This is a genomic window from Streptomyces rubellomurinus, from assembly GCF_000961885.1.
GTDB classification, from domain to species: domain Bacteria; phylum Actinomycetota; class Actinomycetes; order Streptomycetales; family Streptomycetaceae; genus Kitasatospora; species Kitasatospora rubellomurina.
In genome coordinates this window covers 22,031-42,317 of record NZ_JZKH01000011.1, presented here as the reverse complement: position 1 = coordinate 42,317, position 20,287 = coordinate 22,031, and the positions used below count along the sequence as shown (strand labels likewise).

The 20,287-nt window shown below is 74.8% G+C and carries 15 protein-coding genes and 1 pseudogene; 11 read left to right on the top strand and 5 right to left on the bottom strand.

All coding sequences use genetic code 11. The features are described from left to right. Positions 1-3: 3 nt before the first annotated feature. Positions 4-1,593, bottom strand: a complete 1,590-nt coding sequence (locus VM95_RS08020) for an acyl-CoA carboxylase subunit beta (RefSeq protein WP_045693438.1) — start codon at positions 1,591-1,593, stop codon at positions 4-6. Positions 1,594-1,843: 250 nt separating this feature from the next. Here VM95_RS08020 and VM95_RS08015 point away from each other — a divergent pair, with 250 nt between their 5' ends. From VM95_RS08015 to VM95_RS38625, 9 genes and pseudogenes are all read left to right on the top strand, one after another. Further along, complete coding sequence (locus VM95_RS08015; RefSeq protein WP_078859688.1) at positions 1,844-2,740, top strand: biotin--[acetyl-CoA-carboxylase] ligase; 897 nt, start codon at positions 1,844-1,846, stop codon at positions 2,738-2,740. 291 nt (positions 2,741-3,031) lie between these two features. Beyond that, positions 3,032-4,156: an adenylate/guanylate cyclase domain-containing protein gene (locus VM95_RS08010; RefSeq protein WP_052706424.1), complete on the top strand. Its 1,125-nt coding sequence runs from the start codon at positions 3,032-3,034 to the stop codon at positions 4,154-4,156. A gap of 308 nt (positions 4,157-4,464) precedes the next feature. After that, positions 4,465-5,598: pseudogene (locus VM95_RS08005) on the top strand (GGDEF domain-containing protein); the annotation flags it as partial. Positions 5,599-6,517: 919 nt separating this feature from the next. Next, positions 6,518-7,276: a hypothetical protein gene (locus tag VM95_RS08000; RefSeq protein ID WP_052707202.1), complete on the top strand. Its 759-nt coding sequence runs from the start codon at positions 6,518-6,520 to the stop codon at positions 7,274-7,276. Between the two features lie 263 nt (positions 7,277-7,539). Continuing rightward, the gene (locus VM95_RS07995; protein WP_045709529.1) at positions 7,540-9,582 is read left to right on the top strand and encodes a hypothetical protein; all 2,043 of its coding nucleotides are present in this window, start codon (positions 7,540-7,542) and stop codon (positions 9,580-9,582) included. Continuing rightward, positions 9,579-11,411, top strand: a complete 1,833-nt coding sequence (locus VM95_RS07990; protein WP_045693431.1) for a vWA domain-containing protein — start codon at positions 9,579-9,581, stop codon at positions 11,409-11,411. The genes VM95_RS07995 and VM95_RS07990 overlap by 4 nt, the downstream gene beginning before the upstream one ends. 79 nt (positions 11,412-11,490) lie before the next feature. Continuing rightward, a complete protein-coding gene (locus VM95_RS07985; protein WP_045693429.1) occupies positions 11,491-12,171 on the top strand; it encodes a vWA domain-containing protein in 681 nt (226 codons plus the stop codon). A 2-nt stretch (positions 12,172-12,173) separates the two neighbouring features. Then, a complete protein-coding gene (locus tag VM95_RS07980) occupies positions 12,174-13,235 on the top strand; it encodes a protein phosphatase 2C domain-containing protein (RefSeq protein ID WP_157882009.1) in 1,062 nt (353 codons plus the stop codon). Further along, a complete protein-coding gene (locus VM95_RS38625; protein WP_157882008.1) occupies positions 13,232-14,833 on the top strand; it encodes a hypothetical protein in 1,602 nt (533 codons plus the stop codon). The genes VM95_RS07980 and VM95_RS38625 overlap by 4 nt, the downstream gene beginning before the upstream one ends. A gap of 10 nt (positions 14,834-14,843) precedes the next feature. Here the strand turns inward: VM95_RS38625 and VM95_RS07970 are convergent, their stop codons facing one another. The 3 genes from VM95_RS07970 to VM95_RS07960 form a co-directional block, all read right to left on the bottom strand. Then, positions 14,844-15,548, bottom strand: coding sequence for a Crp/Fnr family transcriptional regulator (locus tag VM95_RS07970; RefSeq protein WP_045693425.1), 705 nt, complete (start codon positions 15,546-15,548; stop codon positions 14,844-14,846). Further along, positions 15,545-16,036 (bottom strand): Pycsar system effector family protein, encoded by a 492-nt coding sequence (locus VM95_RS07965; RefSeq protein WP_052707200.1) that lies wholly within the window; start codon positions 16,034-16,036, stop codon positions 15,545-15,547. The genes VM95_RS07970 and VM95_RS07965 overlap by 4 nt, the downstream gene beginning before the upstream one ends. Positions 16,037-16,191: 155 nt before the next feature. Further along, positions 16,192-16,812: a TetR/AcrR family transcriptional regulator gene (locus tag VM95_RS07960; RefSeq protein WP_045693422.1), complete on the bottom strand. Its 621-nt coding sequence runs from the start codon at positions 16,810-16,812 to the stop codon at positions 16,192-16,194. A 123-nt stretch (positions 16,813-16,935) separates the two neighbouring features. Between VM95_RS07960 and VM95_RS07955 the strand changes: the two genes are divergently transcribed. Further along, positions 16,936-18,102 carry a macrolide family glycosyltransferase gene (locus VM95_RS07955; RefSeq protein ID WP_045693559.1) on the top strand — a complete coding sequence of 389 codons (1,167 nt, stop codon included), beginning with the start codon at positions 16,936-16,938 and terminating at the stop codon, positions 18,100-18,102. 114 nt (positions 18,103-18,216) lie between these two features. Next, positions 18,217-19,794 (top strand): histidine ammonia-lyase, encoded by a 1,578-nt coding sequence (hutH, locus tag VM95_RS07950; RefSeq protein ID WP_107072879.1) that lies wholly within the window; start codon positions 18,217-18,219, stop codon positions 19,792-19,794. Between the two features lie 27 nt (positions 19,795-19,821). Here hutH and VM95_RS07945 read toward each other — a convergent pair whose 3' ends face one another. Next, positions 19,822-20,244: a hypothetical protein gene (locus tag VM95_RS07945; protein ID WP_045693418.1), complete on the bottom strand. Its 423-nt coding sequence runs from the start codon at positions 20,242-20,244 to the stop codon at positions 19,822-19,824. Between the last annotated feature and the right edge of the window lie 43 nt (positions 20,245-20,287).

The window sequence follows — 20,287 nt, the reverse complement described above, 5'->3', positions numbered from 1 at the left end:
GGCCTACAGGGGGATGTTGCCGTGCTTCTTCGGCGGCAGCACCTCGCGCTTGCCGCGCAGAGCCCGCAGGCCCCGGACGATGTGCCGGCGGGTCTCGCTGGGCGCGATGACCGCGTCCACGTAGCCGCGCTCGGCCGCCAGGTACGGGTTCAGCAGGGTGTCCTCGTACGAGGCGATCAGCTCGGCGCGCTTCTCCTCGACGGTGCCGGCGGCCTCGGCCTCGGCGATCTCCCGGCGGTGCAGGATGTTGACCGCGCCCTGGGCGCCCATCACCGCGATCTGCGCGGTCGGCCAGGCCAGGTTGAGGTCGGCGCCCAGGTGCTTGGAGCCCATGACGTCGTACGCGCCGCCGAAGGCCTTGCGGGTGATCACGGTGATCAGCGGGACGGTGGCCTCGGCGTAGGCGTAGATCAGCTTGGCGCCGCGGCGGATGATGCCGTCCCACTCCTGCTCGGTGCCGGGCAGGAAGCCGGGCACGTCGACGAAGGTCAGCACCGGGATGTTGAAGGAGTCGCAGGTGCGGATGAAGCGGGCGGCCTTCTCGCTGGCGTTGATGTCCAGGCAGCCGGCCAGGTCCATCGGCTGGCTGCCGACGATGCCGACCGAGTGGCCCTCGACCCGGCCGAAGCCGGTGATGATGTTGCCCGCGAACAGCGGCTGGGTCTCCAGGAACTCGCCGTCGTCGACGATGTGCTCGATCACCGTGCGCATGTCGTACGGCTGGTTCGCCGAGTCCGGCACGACGGTGTCGAGTTCGAGGTCCTCGTCGGTGATGGAGAGGTCGGCCTGCTCGGGGTAGGTCGGCGGGTCCGAGAGGTTGTTGGAGGGCAGGTACGAGAGCAGGCTCTTGACGTACTCGATCGCCTCCTTCTCGTCCGCGGCCAGGTAGTGCGCGTTGCCGGACTTGGTGTTGTGGGTGCGCGCGCCGCCCAGCTCCTCCATGCCGACGTCCTCGCCGGTGACGGTCTTGATCACGTCCGGGCCGGTGATGAACATGTGCGAGGTCTGGTCGGCCATCACCACGAAGTCGGTGATCGCGGGGGAGTACACCGCGCCGCCGGCGCAGGGGCCCATGATCAGCGAGATCTGCGGGATGACGCCGGAGGCGTGCACGTTGCGGCGGAAGATCTCGCCGTACAGGCCGAGCGAGACCACGCCCTCCTGGATGCGGGCGCCGCCGGAGTCGTTGATGCCGATGACCGGGCAGCCGGTCTTCAGCGCGAAGTCCATGACCTTGACGATCTTCTCGCCGAACACCTCGCCCAGCGAACCGCCGAAGACGGTGAAGTCCTGGGCGAACACGGCGACCTGGCGGCCGTCCACGGTGCCGTAGCCGGTCACCACGCCGTCGCCGTACGGCCGGTTCTTCTCCTGGCCGAAGTTGGTCGAGCGGTGCCGGGCGAACTCGTCGAACTCGACGAAGGAGTCCTCGTCCAGCAGCTCCACGACGCGCTCGCGGGCCGTCAGCTTGCCCTTGGCGTGCTGCTTCTCGACGGCCTTGGCGGAGCCGGAGTGCACCGCCTCGTCGAGCCTGCGGCGCAGGTCGGCGAGCTTGCCGGCGGTGGTGTGGGGGTCGTACGGCGCCTCGGTCATTTCCGGTGGCTCTCCCTGATCATCGGCCGCCGCGACCTGTTCCGAGTGCGCGCGGACCGGAGTGGGGCCCGCGCAGGAGGGCAGGGCGGCGCTGCGAACTACCGTTAAGTAGCGTAGCCAGCGCGCGGCTCCCGACGTAACGTCCTGCGGTTATGGCCAGCGACACAGTGTGTCCGTCCGCGTTCTGAGGGACGATAGGGCGGCCTACGGCCGCAGGCCGTGCCCGGTGGCAAGGCCTAGTGTGCTTCTCATGACCGCACCCGACACCCCCCGCCGCAGCGGGCTGCGCGGCTTCGCCGCCTCCGCCGGACCGTCGCCCTGGACCGACCTGGACCGGCCGCCGCTCGACGCGGCGGCGCTGCGCCGCGACCTGGTCGCCCCGGGCGGGCTGTGGACCGCGCTGGACGTCGTCGCCGAGACCGGCTCCACCAACAGCGACCTCGCCGAGCGGGCCCGGGCCGGCGCCCCGCAGGGCGCGGTGCTGGTCGCCGAGGCGCAGCGCGCCGGGCGCGGCCGGCTGGAGCGGCAGTGGACGGCCCCGGCCCGCTCCGGGCTGTTCCTGTCCGTGCTGCTGCGCCCGGAGCAGGTGCCGGTCGAGCGGTACGGCTGGCTGCCGATCCTGGTCGGGGTGTCCGCGGCGAGCACGCTGGGCCGGATCGCCGGGGTCGAGGTCGGGCTGAAGTGGCCCAACGACCTGCAGGTGGAGATCGACGGCACGGAGCGCAAGGTCGGCGGCATCCTCACCGAGCTGGGCGGCGGTGCGGTGGTGGCCGGCCTCGGCCTGAACGTCTCGCTGCGCGCGGACGAGCTGCCCGTCCCCACCGCCGGTTCGCTGGCGCTGGCCGGCGCCGCCGTCACCGACCGGTCGATCCTGCTGCGCGCCCTGCTGCGCGAGTTCGCCGAGCTGTACGGCGAGTGGACGGAGGCGGCCGGCGACCCGCACGCGAGCGAGCTGCTGCGCGCCTACGTGGACCGCTGCACGACGCTCGGCCGGCAGGTGAAGGTCCACCTGCCCGGCGACCGCGAGCTGGTCGGCGAGGCGGTGGCGATCGACGGCGACGGCCGGCTGGTGGTCCGCACCGCGGACGGCGCGCGCCGGGCGGTCGGCGCCGGGGACGTGGTGCACGTGCGCCCGGAGCCCCGCTGACGCCACCGGGCCCTGCTGACGCCGTGCCCCCCTGGGCCCCGGTGACGCGCTGAGCCCCGCTGAGCGGTCGCCGGTGCCCCGGCCACCGGGCGTCCGGGTCGTCATGTCCCCGCTTACCTCCCCTTGACCCGGGCGGATGCCCCGGATGACGGGATTCCGTGCGAATATTCCACCTGGCAGCGGTGTGAGGCGCGCCACTGCCCCGAGGGGTGGCCAAACGCGCCCGGACAGGCAGCGCGCCCGGACAGGCAGGACACGAGGCAAGTGCGGCGACCGCACGGGGACGGACCGGTGGCAGAGGACGGCAGCAGCGACGCGGCGGCGGACGACCACGGCCAGACGGTCGCGCTCGAACTGGAACGGCTGATCCTGGACGCGCCGCGCCACTACACCCCGTACCAGGCCGCGCGCGCCGCCGACGTCCCGATGGAGCTGGCCACCCGCTTCTGGCGGGCGATGGGCTTCCCCGACATCGGCCAGTCCCGGGCGCTCACCGACGGTGACGTGATCGCGCTGCGCCGGCTCGCCGGCCTGGTGGAGTCCGGGCTGCTCAGCGAGTCGATGGCGATCCAGGTGGCCCGCTCCACCGGGCAGACCACCGCGCGGCTGGCCGGCTGGCAGATGGACACCTTCCTGGAGAACCTCACCCAGTCCGTCGAGCCCGGGCTGACCCGCGCCGAGGTCGCGTACCCGCTGGTCGAGCTGCTGCTGCCGGAGCTGGAGCAGTTCCTGGTGTACGTCTGGCGGCGCCAGCTGGCCGCGGTGACCGGCCGGGTGGTGCAGGCCGCCGAGGACCACGAGATCACCAGCGGCCGGCTCGCGGTGGGCTTCGCCGACCTGGTCGGCTTCACCCGGCTGTCGCGGCGGCTGGAGGAGGAGGACCTCGGCGAGCTGGTCGAGACCTTCGAGAACACCTGCTCCGACCTGATCGCCGGCCAGGGCGGCCGGGTGATCAAGACCCTCGGTGACGAGATCCTGTTCGTCTCCGAGGACCCGGCCACCGCCGCCGAGATCGCGCTCGGCCTGATCGAGGCGCTGGCCGGGGACGACACCATCCCGGCGCTGCGGGTCGGCATGGCCTTCGGCACGGTCACCTCGCGGATGGGCGACGTCTTCGGCACCACCGTCAACCTGGCCAGCCGGCTCACCTCGATCGCGCCCAAGGACGCGGTGCTGATCGACGGCGAGTTCGCCGCCGCGCTGGAGCAGAACGGCGCCGTCGCGCCGGCCGACGCGGAGGGCCCGGGCCTGGCCGAGGCGCTGTCCGTGGCGGCCGGGATGCCGGCCTCCGGGCTGCCCGTCCCGGCGCCGGAGCCCGGCGGGCGCTTCCACCTGCAGCCGATGTGGCGCCGGCCGGTGCGCGGGCTCGGGCTGGTCGAGCCGTGGCTGCTGTCGCGCTGGCTCAAGGCGGAGTAGCGGGCGGCGGCCCACGGGGCGCTCGGGCCGGGCGGGCCTACCCGGCTGCCGAACGGTTGAAGCTCGTACCGGTTTGTCGTCAGCCGACCGGGGCAAACGGGGCATAACCGAATGAAACCGCCATAGTCTTGGTGCAAGCGGCCGGACTGGCCTTGGAGGGGTCTGGCGCGACCGAGCACAGGGAGCGAGGCGAGCCGGTGAGCAGTGAGGCGATCATGACGGACCGCGGCTGCGACTGCGACGGTCCCCGGCGGCCGGACCCGCTGCCCGACCTGCGGCTGCAGTCCGTGGTCGAGCTGGCCCAGGACATGGCCGGCGCGCTCACTCCGCTGGAAGCCGTCCGGGCCGCCGCCGCCCGGGCCACCGAGGCGCTCGGCGCCACCATGGCCGCCGTCTCGGTGTGGGACCGCGAGTCCGGCCGGCTGCGCGTCCTGGTCAACCACGGCGAGCTCGCGCCCGGCGAGGAGGAGCTCCCCGAGGACGAGTCCTACCCCGTCGCCGACTTCCCCGAGATCGTCACGTACCTGGACGAGCGCTGGACCACCGGGCGGCTGCCGCGCGCCTGGGTGCAGACCGCCGAGAGCGTCGAACCGCACGCCGGGCACGCACACCCCACCGCCGGCGCGTACTGCCAGGAACGCGCCGCCGCACTGCGCCGGCGCGGGCGCGCCTGCTGCGTGGTCGCGCCGATCGTGCTGCACGGGCAGGCCTGGGGCGAGCTGTACCTCGCCCGCTCGCTCGGGATGCCCGGGTTCACCGACGCCGACGCCGACTACGCCACCCTGCTCGCCGCCCAGGTCTCGGCCGGCCTCGCGCAGACCGAACGCCTGGCCGACCTGCGCCGGCTCGCCTTCTCCGACCCGCTCACCGGCCTCGCCAACCGGCGCGCGGTGGACGAGCGGCTGGAGAGCGCGCTGGCCGCGCACAACCGGGACGACACCGTCGTCTCGCTGGTCGTCTGCGACGTCAACGGGCTGAAGCGGGTCAACGACCAGCTCGGCCACGAGATGGGCGACCGGCTGCTCGAACGCTTCGCCCACCAGCTCTCGCTGGCCGCCGCCAAACTCCCCGGCAGCCTCGCCGCCCGGCTCGGCGGCGACGAGTTCTGCCTGCTCGTGGAGGGGCAGAAGGCGGACGAGGTGGTCGCCGTCGCCGAGGAGCTGTGCGCCCGGGCGCTGGCGCTGGCCGAGGGCGAGGGCGTCGCCTGCGGGGTCGCCTCCACCGGGGACTCGATCGGGCCGGTCACCACGCCCGACCGGCTGTTCCGGCTCGCCGACGCCGCCCAGTACCGCGCCAAGGCCGCCCGCGCCGCGCACCCCGTCGTCGCCGGGCGCAGCCACGGCCCCGGCTTCTCGCCCGACCCGACCGTGCTGCTCGCCGACGCCGCCGACCCGCACCGCCGCGCGGACGGCCGGCGCGGGCCCACCGGGCGGGCCGGCGCGGGCGACCGGCGGCGCTTCCGCGGCGCCGCCCACAGCGCCGACCCGGGCCAGCTGCTCACCGCCGTCCTCTCCGCGCTCGACCGGGCCGCGGCCGCCAAGGCCGTCCACCCCGCCGACACCCTCGGCAAGCTCGTGGTCGTCGCCGAGACCTCCGCCCGGCTGCTGGACGCGGTCGGCTGGTGGGTCTCGTACGTGCCGCCCGGCTCGCAGCTGATGCGCACCGCGCAGCACGCCGTCTACCGGATGACCAGCGGGCCCAGCAGCTCGCGGGCCGAGACCGCGCGCGCCCAGATCGAGGCGCCGGACGCCGTCTTCGACCTGCGGCACTACCCGATGACCCGGCGGGCGGTGCGCGGTGGGGCCTTCGCGCTGCGCGCGGGCGCGGCGGGCAACGATCCGGCGGAGGAGGCCATGCTGGTGGTCTCCGGCTACCGGGGCATGGTCGCGGCGGGCGGGCGGAACCCGGCCGGCGGCTGGCTGGTCGAGCTGTTCGCCGACGACGCCACCCTGCCGCTCGGGCAGGCGGCGAGCGCGATGCGCGCGCTGGTCGCGGTCGGGTTGGCGGGCCCGGCCTCGCCGCCGGTGGTCTGACGGCGGTGCTCTGACGGCGGCGGGCCGGACGGCGGTGGGTCCGGCGGCGGTGGTCCGACGGCCGGGCCCCGGGGGCGCGCGGGTGGGGCGGTGTGCGCGGGGGCGTGCGCGCCGGGGTGGTGCGGGTCGGTCGCGGGGGGAGTGCGGTAACGATCCGGACAAGCGCGGTCGCACGCCCGGATCTGCTTCGTACCCTGGCCGGTGCCTGCAGGCCAGTCGCCCCTGAAGACGTGTCAGAAAGCGCGGTCAGTGCGCCATTTGGCGTAGAAGCGCGCTCCCGGGTGGCGTACCAATGGGGTACGGGCCGACGCCGATCCGGGAGGGCGGAATGACACTGGCGGCCGTGCACCACTGGATCGTGGTGCTCGACATCGAGGCGTTCAGCACGCGGCCGGACCCCGTCCAGCGGTCGCTGCGGGACGCGATGTACCAGGTGCTCAGGGAGGCCTTCGCGCAGGCCGGCCTGCCGGCCGACGCCGTCGCCACCGAGGACCGCGGGGACGGCGTGCTGATCCTCGTGCAGCCGCAGGTCCCGCCGGTGCTGCTGGCCGGCGCGCTGATCCGGGCGCTGGACGATGGCCTCGCCGAGAAGGCGCGGATGTTCAGTCCGGCGCACGCCCTGCGCCTGCGGGTCGCGCTGCACCAGGGGCTGGTCAGCCGGGACGCCGACGGCTGGTCGGGGGACGCGGTGAACTGGACCTTCCGGCTGGTCGACGCCGCGCCGCTGCGCGCGGTGCTGGCCCGGGCCCGGCGGGCCAACCTGGCGTTCATCGTCTCGGACGAGGTCTACCGGGGTGTCGTGCGGCACGAGTACCGCACTGTCGACCCGGCGGCGTACCTGCCCGCCGACTTCGAGGTCAAGCACGGGCTCCCCGCCCGCGGCTGGATCACCGTGCCCGGCTACCCGGCGCCGCCCGGGCTCGACGCCGGGCCGGAAAGCAGCCAGGCGGACGAGCCTGCCGGTGAGCCGCAGCCCGCCGCCCCGGCGGCGCGGGTGGTATTCGAGATCCACGGGGACGTGCGGGGCGACGCGGTGGCCGGCGACAAGAACGTCCACCAGGCACCGAACTCCCCGGGCCGTCGATGACGACGCCCGGGGACGCGGGGCCGGCGGTAACGGGGGTTCCGCCGGCCGAGGGGGGAGCGGGCCCGGCGCCCGGCCCGGCGGCACCGCCCGCCGCCGGGTCGGACGGGCCCGCCCCGGACGGCCCGCCCGCCGGCGACGGCGCCGGCGGCGGGTCGTCCGGCGACCCCGGTGGCTCCGGCAGCCCCGGCGGCGAGCGCGCAGCCGGGGACCCGGCTCACGATGCGGACCGGGATCGTGCCAGGGCCACCCGGTTCGCCCAGGGCATGCTGCGCCACGACACCGTGCGGCACGCTTTCGCCAGCATCGACGGCGACCTGGTCGCCGGGGACAAGAACGTCTTCCTGGTCGGTGGTGGCCGGGCCCCGCTGCGGCTGGTCTCCCCGCTCGTCCTGGAGCAGGTGCGCAAGGCCTTCGCGGAGCCGGCCGGCTGGCCCGAGGTGCGGGCCGCGTTCGGCCGGCGCCCGCTGGCGATCCTGCGCGGCCCGGCCGGCTCCGGCAAGACCACGGCCGCGCTGCGGCTGCTGCTCGGCTGCTCCGTCGACCGGACGTACCACCTGGACCGCACCACCGACCTCGGCGCGCTCGCCGCGCGGCTGGAGGCCGACGCCGAGGAGGGGCCCGGCGAGCCGGTCGGCTACCTGGTGGACCAACCGGAGGACCGCGCGACCCTGGACGGCCCGCTGGTCCGGGCGCTCGACGGCGCCCTGCACCGCGCCGGGGCCCGGCTGGTGTTGACCGTCGACCAGGAGAGCGGGCTGGTCGATCCCGAGCTCCTCGGCCACGTCATCGACCTGCCCGACCCGCCCGAGCCCGCCGCGATCGTCCGCAGGCACCTGGACTGGCGGCTCGGCGAGGCCGTCGCCACCCTGCTGCTCAGCCGCCGGGGCGTGGCGGAGCTGATCAACGAGCAGCTGGCCGCGGACGGTGCCTGCCGGGCGGCGGCCGAGCTCGCGGCCGCGCTGGCCGACGCCGCCGAGGCCACCGCTAGCGGCGCGCCCGACCTCGACCTGGTCCGCGAGAAGCTGGCCCGGCGCGGTGAGGAGGACTTCGAGATCTGGGTCGAGAACCTGGACGACCCCTTCCTGCGCTGCTACGCCGTCGCCCTCGCGGTGCTCAACGGCCTCCCGCAGGAGGACGTGGCCGCCGCCGCCCGCGGGCTGTACCGCAGGCTCGGCGTCGAGGACTATGCCGTGCTGGCCACCGCGGACGGCCACCTGCCGCGGGTGCGCGAGCCGTACCAGGTGCCGCGCCGCCGGCGGCTGGCCCGGCTGCGCGCCCAGGCGGTGCCGGTCCGGCTCTACAGCCCCCACGGGCGGGTGCCCGCAGAGGGCCTGCGGTTCAAGGACCCGGGCTATCCGCGCCGGCTGATCCAGCACGCGTGGACCGAGTTCCCGCTGCACAGCGTGCTGCTGGACTGGCTCGACGAGCTGGTCGAGAACCCCTCCGAGCATGTCCGCACGCACGCCGGGGTCGCGCTCGGGGTGCTGGCCGACCGGTCCTTCCAGTACCTGCTGGACCACAAGCTCTTCGGCTGGGCGGGCGCCCCCGAGGCGGTTCGCCGCACCGCCGTCGCGCACGCCCTGAAGGTGTGCGTCCAGAACCCCGAACTGCGGGGCCGGGTGCGGAACCTGGCGGCCGGCTGGCTCGCGGAGGCGTCCAACCCGCTGCGGCAGGCCACCGCGGCCCGGGTGTACGCGGTGAGCCTCGGCGGTGGCGAGCCGCTGGTCGCGATCGACGCGCTGGCCCGGCTCTGCGTGGTGGACGAGGACCTCGACATCGCCTTCGCGGTCGGCGACAGCCTGAGCGACATCCTCACCGAGGACGGCCGGCTCGCCGCCGTGGTGCTCGGTCGGCTGCACACCGCACTCGCCGACCACCGGGCCCGCTACGCCGTCCTGCTGGCGTTCATGTCGGTCAACGAGCAGTTCGTGGTCGAGACCGAAACTCTGGCCGAGGCGGCCGTGATGCCGAACTGGCCCGGCCTGCTGGTCCAAGCCGACCGGGAGCCGGCGTTGCGCGCCCCGTTCGTCGCACTCTGGCGAGCGGCGTTGAACGAGGCCCACCCCGTCCACCGTGCGGTCGCCGAGGTCGTGCTGCAGCTGTGGGCCCGGTTGACCGAGGTCGACCCGCCGCTGCGGGAGGTCTTCGTCCGGTTGGTCGGTGCGCTGGCGGACGGTGACCGGCGCACCGCGACCATCCTGCGCCGCCAGGCCGTCGACTGGTCCGGTCCGCACAGCATCACCCCGTTCAACCGGACCACCGCCGCCGTCACCGCCGAACTGGACCGACAGGAGAGCGCGAGATGACCCCCACCCTGCCGCTGATCCTCAGCGAGGAGCCGGTGCCCCGGGGCCTGTCCGGCCCGGTGAAGGCGCTGAAACCGAGCGCCGCCGCCGTGTACGCCTCCTACGACGGCCAGTTGGCGTGGTTCCAGGGCCGGCCGCTCAGCTGGTCGCAGCAGTTCATGAGCAAGTACCGGACCAGGTACGAGGTCGACCTCAGCGACCACCGGCGCAAGGCGCACCTGAAGAGCTGGCCGCTGCCCTCCCAGGACCAGGCGCACTGCTTCGACGCCGTGGTGGATGTCGGCTTCCGGGTGCACGACCCGGTGGAGGTGGTGCGGCGCAACGTCACCGACGCGCTGGTCGTGGTCTACGGGCACATCGCCGCCGTCCTGCGGGTGATCGCCCGCGGCTACTCGATCCACCAGGCCGACCTCGCCGAACTGCGGATGAACCACGAGTGCGCCCGCGAGATGATGCTGCCGGAGGGCATCACCATCTACCGCTGCGTGGTCGACCTGCGCCTGGACGAGGCCGCCCGCACGTACATCGAGAACCTGACCAAGGCCGACCGGGACCGGCAACTGGCCGAGGCGGCGCAGCGGCTCGCCGAGGGCGAGGCGCACGGCAAGCAGGTGATCGACGGGATCGAGCTGGAGGGCCGGCTCGCCCGCGAACGGCGTGAACAGGCCGTCCGGCTGGAGCTGCAGGAGGAGCGGCGCCGGCTGCTGGGCGAGGGCGACCTCGACGTCAACCGACTGATCACGCTGTTCATGCTGGAACACCCGGACCGGGCCGGTGAAGCCGTCGAGATGCGCACCAAGTGGGAGGCGGCGCTCACCGCGCGGCAGGAGCAGTTCGACGAACGGTCCGTCGAGGTCTTCCGGTTCATGGTCCAGAGCAAGCTGATCCAGCCGGCCGACGTCGAGGTGATCCGGCAGCAGGCGCTCAACCGGGTGCAGGGCGCGACGCTGCCGGGCGGGACGGGCTCGGCGCTGCCGCCCGTCCGGTGGGGCGGGCCGGCCGCGTCCTCGGGCCGGACCGCCGTGCCGCCGCCCGTCATCGGGCCCGCGCCCGGGGCCGTCCCGCCGGGCGCCGCGCAGTCGGGGGCGGGCGTCCACTCGCCGCTGGTGGGGACGGTGGTCACGAACGGGCCGGGCGACCTCGCGTCCGGCGGCGGCCCGGTCACCGGGGTGCTGCCGATCTACCTGCTGATCGACGAGTCGGCGGCCGTCGCCGGCTGCCTGCCCGGGCTCAACAACGCGCTGCGCGGCCTGCACTCGGCCCTGCTCACCCCGCCGGAGTCGGCCGCCGGGCTGCGGCTCGCGGTGCTCGGCGCGGCCGGGGAGACCGTGCTGCACCTGCCGCTGGCCGCAGTCGAGTGGACCACCGTGATGCCGGAGTTGACGGTGCGCGCCGGCGCCCGGCACGACCTCGCCCTCGAACGGCTGCGGGCCCTCGTCGCGCAGGACCTGGCCCGGTTGAAGACCGAGCACCCGGTGGTGCACCGCCCGGTGCTCTTCGTGCTGTTCGGCGGGCCCTGCGAGGAGGACCCCGCCCGGTGGCGCGAGGCGCTGCGGGCGCTGACCGATCCGGTGGCCAACCCGGGCCACCCGACGATCATCGCGGTGGGCATAGGGCGGGCCGACGAGACGGAGATCCGGACCGTCGCCCACCTGCCCGAGCTCGCCTTCCTCGCCGAGCCCGGGCTCGACCTGCCCACCGCCGCCGAACGGTTCGCCTCGCTGCTGCGCGACTCCGTGCTGTACCTGGGCCGCGGCCTGGCCGGCGGCCGCCTCGACCTGTTCATCGAGTGCCCGCCCGGCCTGCGCCGGCTCGGCGGCGCCCGCTGAGCCGTACCGACCCCCCGACCCCCCCGACCCATCCGAACGGGCGCCCCGGGCGCCCGGAACCGAGAGGCAGTCCCTGACCATGGCGGACAACCGCGGCAACCTGATCCCGATGTACGTGGTCGCCGACGAATCCGGATCGATGACACCCGTCCTCGGCGAACTCAACTCCGGCCTGGCCTCCCTGCACCGCGCGTTGATGGCCGAGCCGATGGCGGCGGCGAAGATCAGATTCTCCGTGCTCGGCTTCTCCAACGGGATCGAGGTGCGGATGAGCCTCGCCGACCTGCGGGAGGAGGACGAGCTGCCGGTGCTCTCCAGCTACGGCGGCGGCACCAGCTACCGGGCGGTGTTCGACGACCTGCTGACCCGGATCCCCCAGGACGTCCGGGAGTTGAAGCGGGCCGGGTACACCGTCTACCGGCCCGCGGTGTTCTTCCTGAGCGACGGCCAGCCCAACAGCAACGAGGACTGGGTGAGCGTGCACCGCAAGCTGACCGACCGGCGCAGCCTGCCCGAGTCGCCGAACATCGCCGCCTTCGGCATCGGCGCCGCGGACGCCGCCACCATCCTGAACGTCGCCACCGACCGCAACTACGCCTTCGTCCAGATCCCCGGCGCCGACATCGGCGCGGCCATCACCAAGTTCTGCGCGGCCCTGACCACCAGCATCGTCGCCTCCGGCATGTCGCTGGCCGCGGGCAGCGCGGAGCTGGTGGTGGACCGGCCGGAGGGCTTCCGCATGGCGATCGACGTGGTGTGACGGTGAGCCCGGATCCTCGTGCGGGCGGGCCGGAGCACCGGGCCGCGCCGCCACCGCCGTCCGTGCCGCAGTCGGCGGCGAACCCGGGCGGGCCGGACGCCGCCGGGTTCCTGCCCGTGCCCGTCCGGACGGTCCGGCCGCCGGCGGTCGCCCGGGCGGGCGGCGACTCGGTGTACCGGCCGTTCTGGGGGCCGATCGAACTCGACCGGCCGGTGGAGCGGTTCGAGCCCAGGCCGCCGTCCGGCTCCTCGTACCGGCCGGACACCGTCTTCGACGGCTGGTCCAGCGAGCACCTGCGGATCCGGCTGGCCTCCGTGCGCGGCTACGCGCACCGGGCCAACGGACGGCTCCGGGAGGACGACGCCGCGGTCGCGCTGCACGACTCCGGGGTGCTGGTCTTCGCCGTCGCGGACGGCGTCTCCGGCGCCGAGCAGTCGCACCTGGGCGCCACCCTGGCCTGCCGGACGGCGGTGGACACCGTCACCCGGCAGCTGGGCGACGGCCGTGGCCCGGAACGGCTGGACTGGGCCGAGGTGCTGCACCACGCCGCCTACCAGCTGGTCGCGCAGACCAGGAAGATCCTCGAACTGCCCCGGGACGACACGGCGGCCGCGCAGCGCCTGATGGCCACCACCCTGGTGACGGGCGTGGCGGTGCCCAGCCCGCTCGGGCTGGACATCCAGCTGGTGTGCGCCGGGGACTCCGGGGCCTGGGTGCTGTCGCAGGGCGGCCGGTTCCTCCGGATCACCCCCGGCCGGTGCGGGGGCGGCGGTCGCGGGGTGGCCTCCTCGGCGGTGGAGGCGCTGCCCCGGAAGGTGACCGACCCGCGGGTGCACCGCACCACGGTGCTCGGCGCCGACCGGCTGCTGGTCGGCACGGACGGCTTCGGCGACCCGCTCGGCGACGGCACCGGCCCGGTCGGCCGGCTCTTCGCCGAGCACCTGGCGCCCACGCTGGAACCGCGCGGACTCGCCCACCTGCTCGACTTCTCCCGGGAGACCTTCGACGACGACCGCACCCTGCTCGTGGTGTGGCCCGCCTCGGCCGTGGAGGCGGCGCCGTGACCGCGATCCGGGTCGAGCGGCTGACCAGGGGCGACAAGCTCGGCCAGGGCGGCCAGGGCACCGTCTGGGACCTGCCCGGCCGGCTGATCAACGGCGAGTGGCCGATGGCGTACAAGGAGTACTCCGCCGCCTGCCGGGGCGAGTTGGACGGCCCGGCGCTGGACGCGATGGTCGAGTTCGTGCCCGGGCTGGCCGACGCCGCCGGGCGCTGGCTGTGCGAGCGGCTGGCCTGGCCGGCCGCCGTGGTGCTGGACGACCGGGGCCGCTGCGGCATCCTGATGCGCCTCGTCCCGGACGACTTCTTCCTCACCTCGCCGCACACCGGCCGGACCCTCGCCGGCTTCCAGTTCCTGCTGAACAACGAGGGCTACCTGAACCGGGTGGGGATCGCGATCAGCGACGAGCAGCGGCTCCAGCTGCTGCTCGACCTCTCCCGGACCCTGGCCGGCCTGCACCGGCTCGGCGTCGTGGTGGGCGACCTCTCGCCGAAGAACGTGCTGTTCCGGCTCGGCGCGGAGCCCGGCTGCTTCCTGATCGACTGCGACGCGATGCGGGTGCGGGGCCGGGACGCGCTCAAGCAGGCGGAGACCCCGGACTGGAGCCTGCCCGAGGGCGAACCGCAGGCCACCGAGCGCGGGGACGCGTACAAGTTCGGTCTGCTGGTGGTCCGGCTGCTCGCCGGGGAGCAGGACGGCCGGGACACCGGGGTGGTCGCCGCGCTCTCGCCGGACCTCGGCCGGCTCGCCGACGCCGCGCTCGGGAGGGATCCCGCCGGGCGGCCCGAACCCGCGGCGTGGGAAGGGCCGTTGCTGCGGGCCATCACGGACCTTCGGACGCCTCCGGCCGGGCCGGACGGGCCGGACTGGACGATCGCGCCACCGAGTCCGCCGGGCGCGTCGGGACAGTCCGGCACGCCGGGGCCGTCGACGCCGGACAGCCCGCCGGGGCCGGGCAAGGTGCTGGCCGGGCTGCTGTTGGCCGTCGTGCTCGTCTGGGGTGGCGTCCAGGGGGTTTCGGCGCTCAAGGACCACGCCGACGCCGACCGCTCGACCCCCTCGTCCCGGACGCCCTACTCCACGCCCTACGCCACGCCGTACCGGCCTCCGACCGGCGGCACCGGCGGTGGCGGTACGACGGGCGGCGGCGTCGTTCCGCCCGACCCCGGGGCCCAGGCGAGGGCGCTCGACGTCCTGCTGGGCAGTAGCAGCAGCACCCGAACGGCCATCTCCGGCGCGGTCGACGACGTCGGCTCGTGCGGGAACGTCAGCTATGACGCGCAGGTGCTCCGCGGGGCGGCGGGGGACCGGAACGCCCTGGTCACCCGTCTGCAGAATCTCGACACCTCGGCCCTGCCGGCGGTGCTGTCCGCCCAGCTCCAGCAGGCCTGGAAGTCCTCGGCGCTGGCCGACCAGGCGTTCGCGCGCTGGGCGGACACCCAGGTCGGATGCACCGGAACGGCGAATCCCGACACTCCGGAACACGACGAGGCGTCCCGGCAGAGCGACGCGGCGACCGCCGCCAAGAAGGCCTTCGTCAACGCCTGGAACCCGATCGCGGCCCGGTACGGGCTGGCGCAGCGCGAGGAGACGGGCATCTGACGCACGGACCCTACGGTGCCCCCTCGCCGCGGGCCAGCCGCGCCAGCGCCTCCGGCCGGTGCAGCTCGATGACCAGGCGGCCGGTGCGCAGCCAGCCGGCCTCCCGCCACTCCTCCAGCAGCCGGTTGACGGTCCGCCGGGAGCTGAGCACGAGCCCGGCGAGGTCGTCCTGGGAGAGCGGCAGCGCGATCCGCACCTCGCCGGTGGGGGCCCGGGTGCCGTAGCGGTCGGCGAGTTCGAGCAGCAGCGCGGCCAGTCGGGGGCGGGCGACCGCCGAGCCGGTGGCCGCGCGCTGCTGGTCGGCCTCCCGCAGCCGGCCGGAGAGCACCTGCTGGAGGGCGTGCGCGACGGCCGGGTCGGCCTGTTTGACGGCGCCGAACCGGCTGAGCGGGATGTGCAGCGCGGTGACGTCGGTGAGGGCGTGCAGGGTGGCCGAGCGGGAGCCGCCGTCGAGGCCGGCCTGTTCGCCGAGCAGGTCGCCGGGGCCCCGGATGGCGAGGATCGCGCGGTAGCCGCCGCCGGATTCGACCAGGACCTTCACGCAGCCGCGCTCGATCACCAGCAGGTGGTCGGAGCGTTCGTGCTGCTGGAGGAGGGCGGCGCCCGCCGGGTAGTCGACCGGGCGGGCGGAGGCGCGCAGCCGTTGCCGGGCCCCGGCGTCGAGGAGCTGCCAGAACGGCGGACGGCCGCCCGGGGCCCGTCCGGCGGTGGTCATCCCAGCAGTCCGGCCAGGGCGACCAGGCCGCAGCCCACCACGGCGAGCAGCAGGGACTGCCGGACCCGGCGGTCCTTGACCCAGATGATCCGGCTCATCTCGACGAGTTGCCGGCTGAGCACGGGCAGCAGGTCGGTGTCCCGCAGTTCGTCGGCGAGCCGGTCGGGGGTCCAGTGCCGGAGCTGGCCGTAGTAGACGTAGTTCGGCGGGTCGCTCGGCCGTTTGCCCTCGCCGCGCGGCACGACGACCGAGACGGCGGCGACGGCGGCCAGGGCGAGGACGGCGACGCCGAGCCAGAAGGCCGTCGCGGGGAGTCCGCCGGAGGTACGGCCGAGGGTGGTGCCGGTGCCGGACAGGGCGACGATGGCGCCCAGTGCGGCGGACTCGATGGTGAGCGCGAAGGAGGCCTTGGAGTCGACCCTGCCGGTCACCTCGGTCAGCGCACCATGGATCTGCCAGGCGGTCTTGACCGCTTCTTCGTTCGACACGGGCCCCCCGGACGACCGTTGTGTTGGTTCCCCCGGGTTCTGCCGGGATCGGCACCCGGGCCCCACCGCTCCAGGATAGCCCCGGGCGGCCCGCCGGGCACGGGTCTCGCCGGGGTCGGGAGGTGAACTTCTCGCAGCGCCGGGGAGGTTGGCCGTCAGCGGCCCGAACGGTCGTTCGTGGCGGGTGGGTTGAGGGCGTGCAGGGCGGCGTCGACCAGCCGGTCCGCGTGCTCGTGGGTGAGCGGGCCGAGTTGGTGCAGCCAGCGGTAGTGGATCGGGCCGTAGACGAGTTCGACGGCGAGGTCGAGGTCGGTGTCGGGGGCGATCTGGCCGGCGTCGCGGGCGCTGCGGAGGCGGTCGCGGGTGACGGCGAGCAGCGGGTCGAGCAGCCGGGTGCGGTATTCGGCGCGCAGGGCGGGGTCGTTGAGGATCTCGGCGGTGATCGCGCGGTAGGTGAGGTCGGCGGCCGGGTCGGCGAGTTCGTCGCTGGTGGGGCGCAGGACGGCGCGCAGGTCGGCGGCGAGGTCGCCGGTGTCGGGGAGGGCGAGGCCGCCCCCGCTCTCGTTGGCGGCGAGGAAGGCGTCGAAGACGACGGCGCCCTTGGAGGGCCACCACCGGTAGATGGTCTGCTTGCCGACGCCGGCCCGGGCGGCGATCGCCTCGATGGTGAGCTTGCCGTAGCCGACTTCGGCGACGAGCTCGGTGGCGGCGGCGAGGACGGCGGCGCGGGCGCGTTCGCTGCGGCGGGCGGGGTCGGGGGCGGATCTGGTGGCCATGGGAAAAGTCTATGCGGATCGGTGAGACGAGACGTATCGTCTTGTCGTGACCCGGCGAGACGCAACGTCTCGTCTCATTCGCCGTCCCCGGAGGTGCCCGTGAACCGCCCCGCACACATCCTGATGGTCTCCGTCCCGGCCCACGGGCACGTCAACCCCAGCCTCGCGGTGATCGCCGAGCTGGTCGCCCGCGGCCACCGGGTCAGCTACGTCAACGACCCGTCCTTCCGGGAGGTCGTCGAGTCCACCGGCGCGGCCTTCGTCCCGTACCGGACCAGGCTGCCGCTCGCCGACGACCCGGCCGGCTGGCCGGAGGAGCCGGTGGCGATCCAGGACGTGTTCCTGGACGACACGCTGTCGATGTGGTCCGCCCTGCTGGCGGCCTTCGAGGACGACCGCCCCGACCTGGTGCTCTACGACATCGCGGGCTTCGCCGGCCGGGCGCTCGGCGAGCGGCTGGGCGTGCCGGTGGTGCAGCTGTCCTCCAGCTTCGTCGGCTGGGAGGGCATCGAGGAGGACCTGGCCGCGGTCTTCGAGGCGATCCGCAGCGGCCCCGGCGGCCCCGAGCACTACCGCCGGTTCGCCGACTGGCTGGCCCGGGCCGGCGCGGTGGAGCGCGACGTGGAGGCCTTCAAGAACCGGCCCGAGCGGTGCATCGCGCTCGTCCCGCGCGCCCTGCAGCCCCACGCCGACCGGGTCGACGGGCGGCGCGTCAGCTTCGTCGGGCCCTGCTTCGGCGACCGCGCCCACCAGGGCCGGTGGGAGCGCCCGGCGGACGCCGAGAAGGTGCTCCTGGTCTCGCTCGGCTCGGCCTTCACCCACCGGCCCGCCTTCTACCGGGCCTGCGTGGAGGCCTTCGGCGACCTGCCGGGCTGGCGCGTCGTGCTCCAGATCGGCAAGCACACCGACCCGGCCGAGCTCGGCGAGGTGCCGGGCAGCGTCGAGGTGCACCGGTGGGTGCCGCAGCTGTCGGTGCTCTCCCAGGCGGACGCCTTCGTCACCCACGCGGGCATGGGCGGCTCCAGCGAGGGGCTGTTCCACGCCGTGCCGATGATCGCGGTGCCGCAGGCGGCCGACCAGTTCGCCAACGCGGACGCCCTGGTGGGCCTCGGCGTCGCCCGCCGGCTGGACACCGAGCAGGCCACCGCGCAGGCGCTGCGCGCGGCGCTGCTGGAGCTGGTCGGCGACCCGGCGGTGCCCGGACGGCTGGCGGAGCTGTCCGCCGCGGGCCGGGCCGAGGGCGGCACCCGGCGGGCCGCGGACCTGATCGAGGCCGAGCTGAGGGGGTAGTCGGGGCCGGTGGCGGCGGCCGGGGGTGCGGCGCGGGCCGCGGGGTCGGAGAATCCGAATGACGAACACCTGTTGTCATATCTTCATTCACCTGATGTGATGATGCATATGGATATGCACAGTGCTGTGGCCCCCGACGCTCCGCTGGTCCTGGTCGGCAAGGCCGACGTCGCCGCGGAGGACGTGCTGGCCGTCGCCCGGGGCAACGCCCGGGTCGAGATCGGTCCCGACGCGCTCGCCGAGATGGCGGCCGCCCGCGCGCGGATCGACGCCCTCGCGGCCGAGCCGCGCCCCGTCTACGGCGTCTCCACCGGCTTCGGCGCGCTCGCCGTCCGGCACATCAGCCCCGAGCTGCGCGCCCAGCTGCAGCGCTCGCTGGTCCGCTCGCACGCGGCCGGGATGGGCCCGGCGGTCGAGCGCGAGGTGGTTCGCGCGCTCATGTTCCTGCGGATGAAGACGCTCGCCTCCGGCCGTACCGGCGTACGGCCGCTGGTCGCGCAGACCATGGCCGCCGTGCTCAACGCCGGCATCACCCCGGTCGTCCGCGAGTTCGGCTCCCTCGGCTGCTCCGGCGACCTGGCGCCGCTGTCGCACTGCGCGCTCGTCCTCATGGGCGAGGGCACCGCCACCGGCCCGGACGGCGTGGAGAAGCCCGTCGCCGAGCTGCTCGCCGCAGCGGGGATCGAGCCGGTCGAGCTGCTGGAGAAGGAGGGCCTGGCCCTCATCAACGGCACCGACGGCATGCTCGGCATGCTGGTGATGGCCATCGCCGACCTGCAGCGGCTGTTCACCACCGCCGACATCACCGCCGCGATGAGCCTGGAGGCGCTGCTCGGCACCGACAAGGTGCTCGCCCCCGAGCTGCACGCCCCGATCCGCCCGCACCCGGGCCAGGCGCTCAGCGCCGCCAACATGCTGGCCGTGCTCAAGGGCTCCGGCCTCACCGGCCACCACCAGGACGACGCGCCGCGCGTCCAGGACGCGTACTCGATCCGCTGCGCCCCGCAGGTCGCCGGCGCCGGCCGCGACACCCTGGCGCACGCCCAGCTGGTCGCCTCGCGCGAGCTGGCCGCCTCGGTGGACAACCCGGTGGTCCTGCCGGACGGCCGGGTGGAGTCCAACGGCAACTTCCACGGCGCCCCGGTCGCCTACGTGCTGGACTTCCTCGCCATCGCCGCCGCCGACCTCGGCTCGATCTCCGAGCGCCGCACCGACCGGCTGCTCGACAAGGCCCGCTCGCACGGCCTGCCGGCCTTCCTGGCCGACGACCCGGGCGTGGACTCCGGCCTGATGATCGCCCAGTACACCCAGGCCGCGCTGGTCAGCGAGAACAAGCGGCTCGCCGTCCCGGCCTCGGTCGACTCGATCCCCTCCTCGGCGATGCAGGAGGACCACGTGTCGATGGGCTGGTCGGCGGCCCGCAAGCTGCGCCAGGCGGTCGACAACCTGGCCCGCATCCTCGCCGTCGAGCTCACCGCCGCGGCCCGCGCGCTGGAGATCCGCCAGCAGGCGGACGGCACCGGCCGGCCGGCCCCGGCGACGGCGGCCGCGGTCGCCGCCGCCCGGGAGGCCGGGGTCGGCGGCGCCGGCCGCGACCGCTTCCTCTCGCCGGACCTGGAGGCCGCCGCGGCGCTGGTCGCCTCCGGCGCCTTGGTGCGCGCGGTGGAGCAGGTCACCGGCCCGCTGGCCTGACGGCGAGCCGGCCGCGGGGGACCGGGCTCAGTCCCAGTCGCTCCGCGGCCGGCGCTCCTCGCGGTTCAGCCGGTTGCCCAGCGCGGCGGCGAAGTTGACCCCGACGATGCCCGCCCAGCAGACCAGCAGCCCCGCGAAGCCACCGCTCTCGGGGCTGCCCGCGATCGCGCTCAGCGGGATGCCGAGGGCCAGCGAGACCACCGCGAGCCGGTTCCCGGACCGGCCCTGGCCCCAGCCGCCGCGGCGCGGGCGGTCGTGGTGGCGCCGGTACGAGGGGCCGATGTCGTCCATCCGGTCGGCGACCGCGTTCTCGACCCGGGCGTCCAGTCGGGAGTCGAGGCGCTTCATGAAGGAATCGACCAGCTCGTCCTCGTACTCCTTGCCCAGCTCCTTGCGGGCCTGGAGGGTGGCGTCGAGGTCGCGCCGCAGTTCGTCCTGGCGAGTGTCCATGCCCACCAGCGTGGCGCCGCCGCCGGGCCCGGTCCATCCGTTC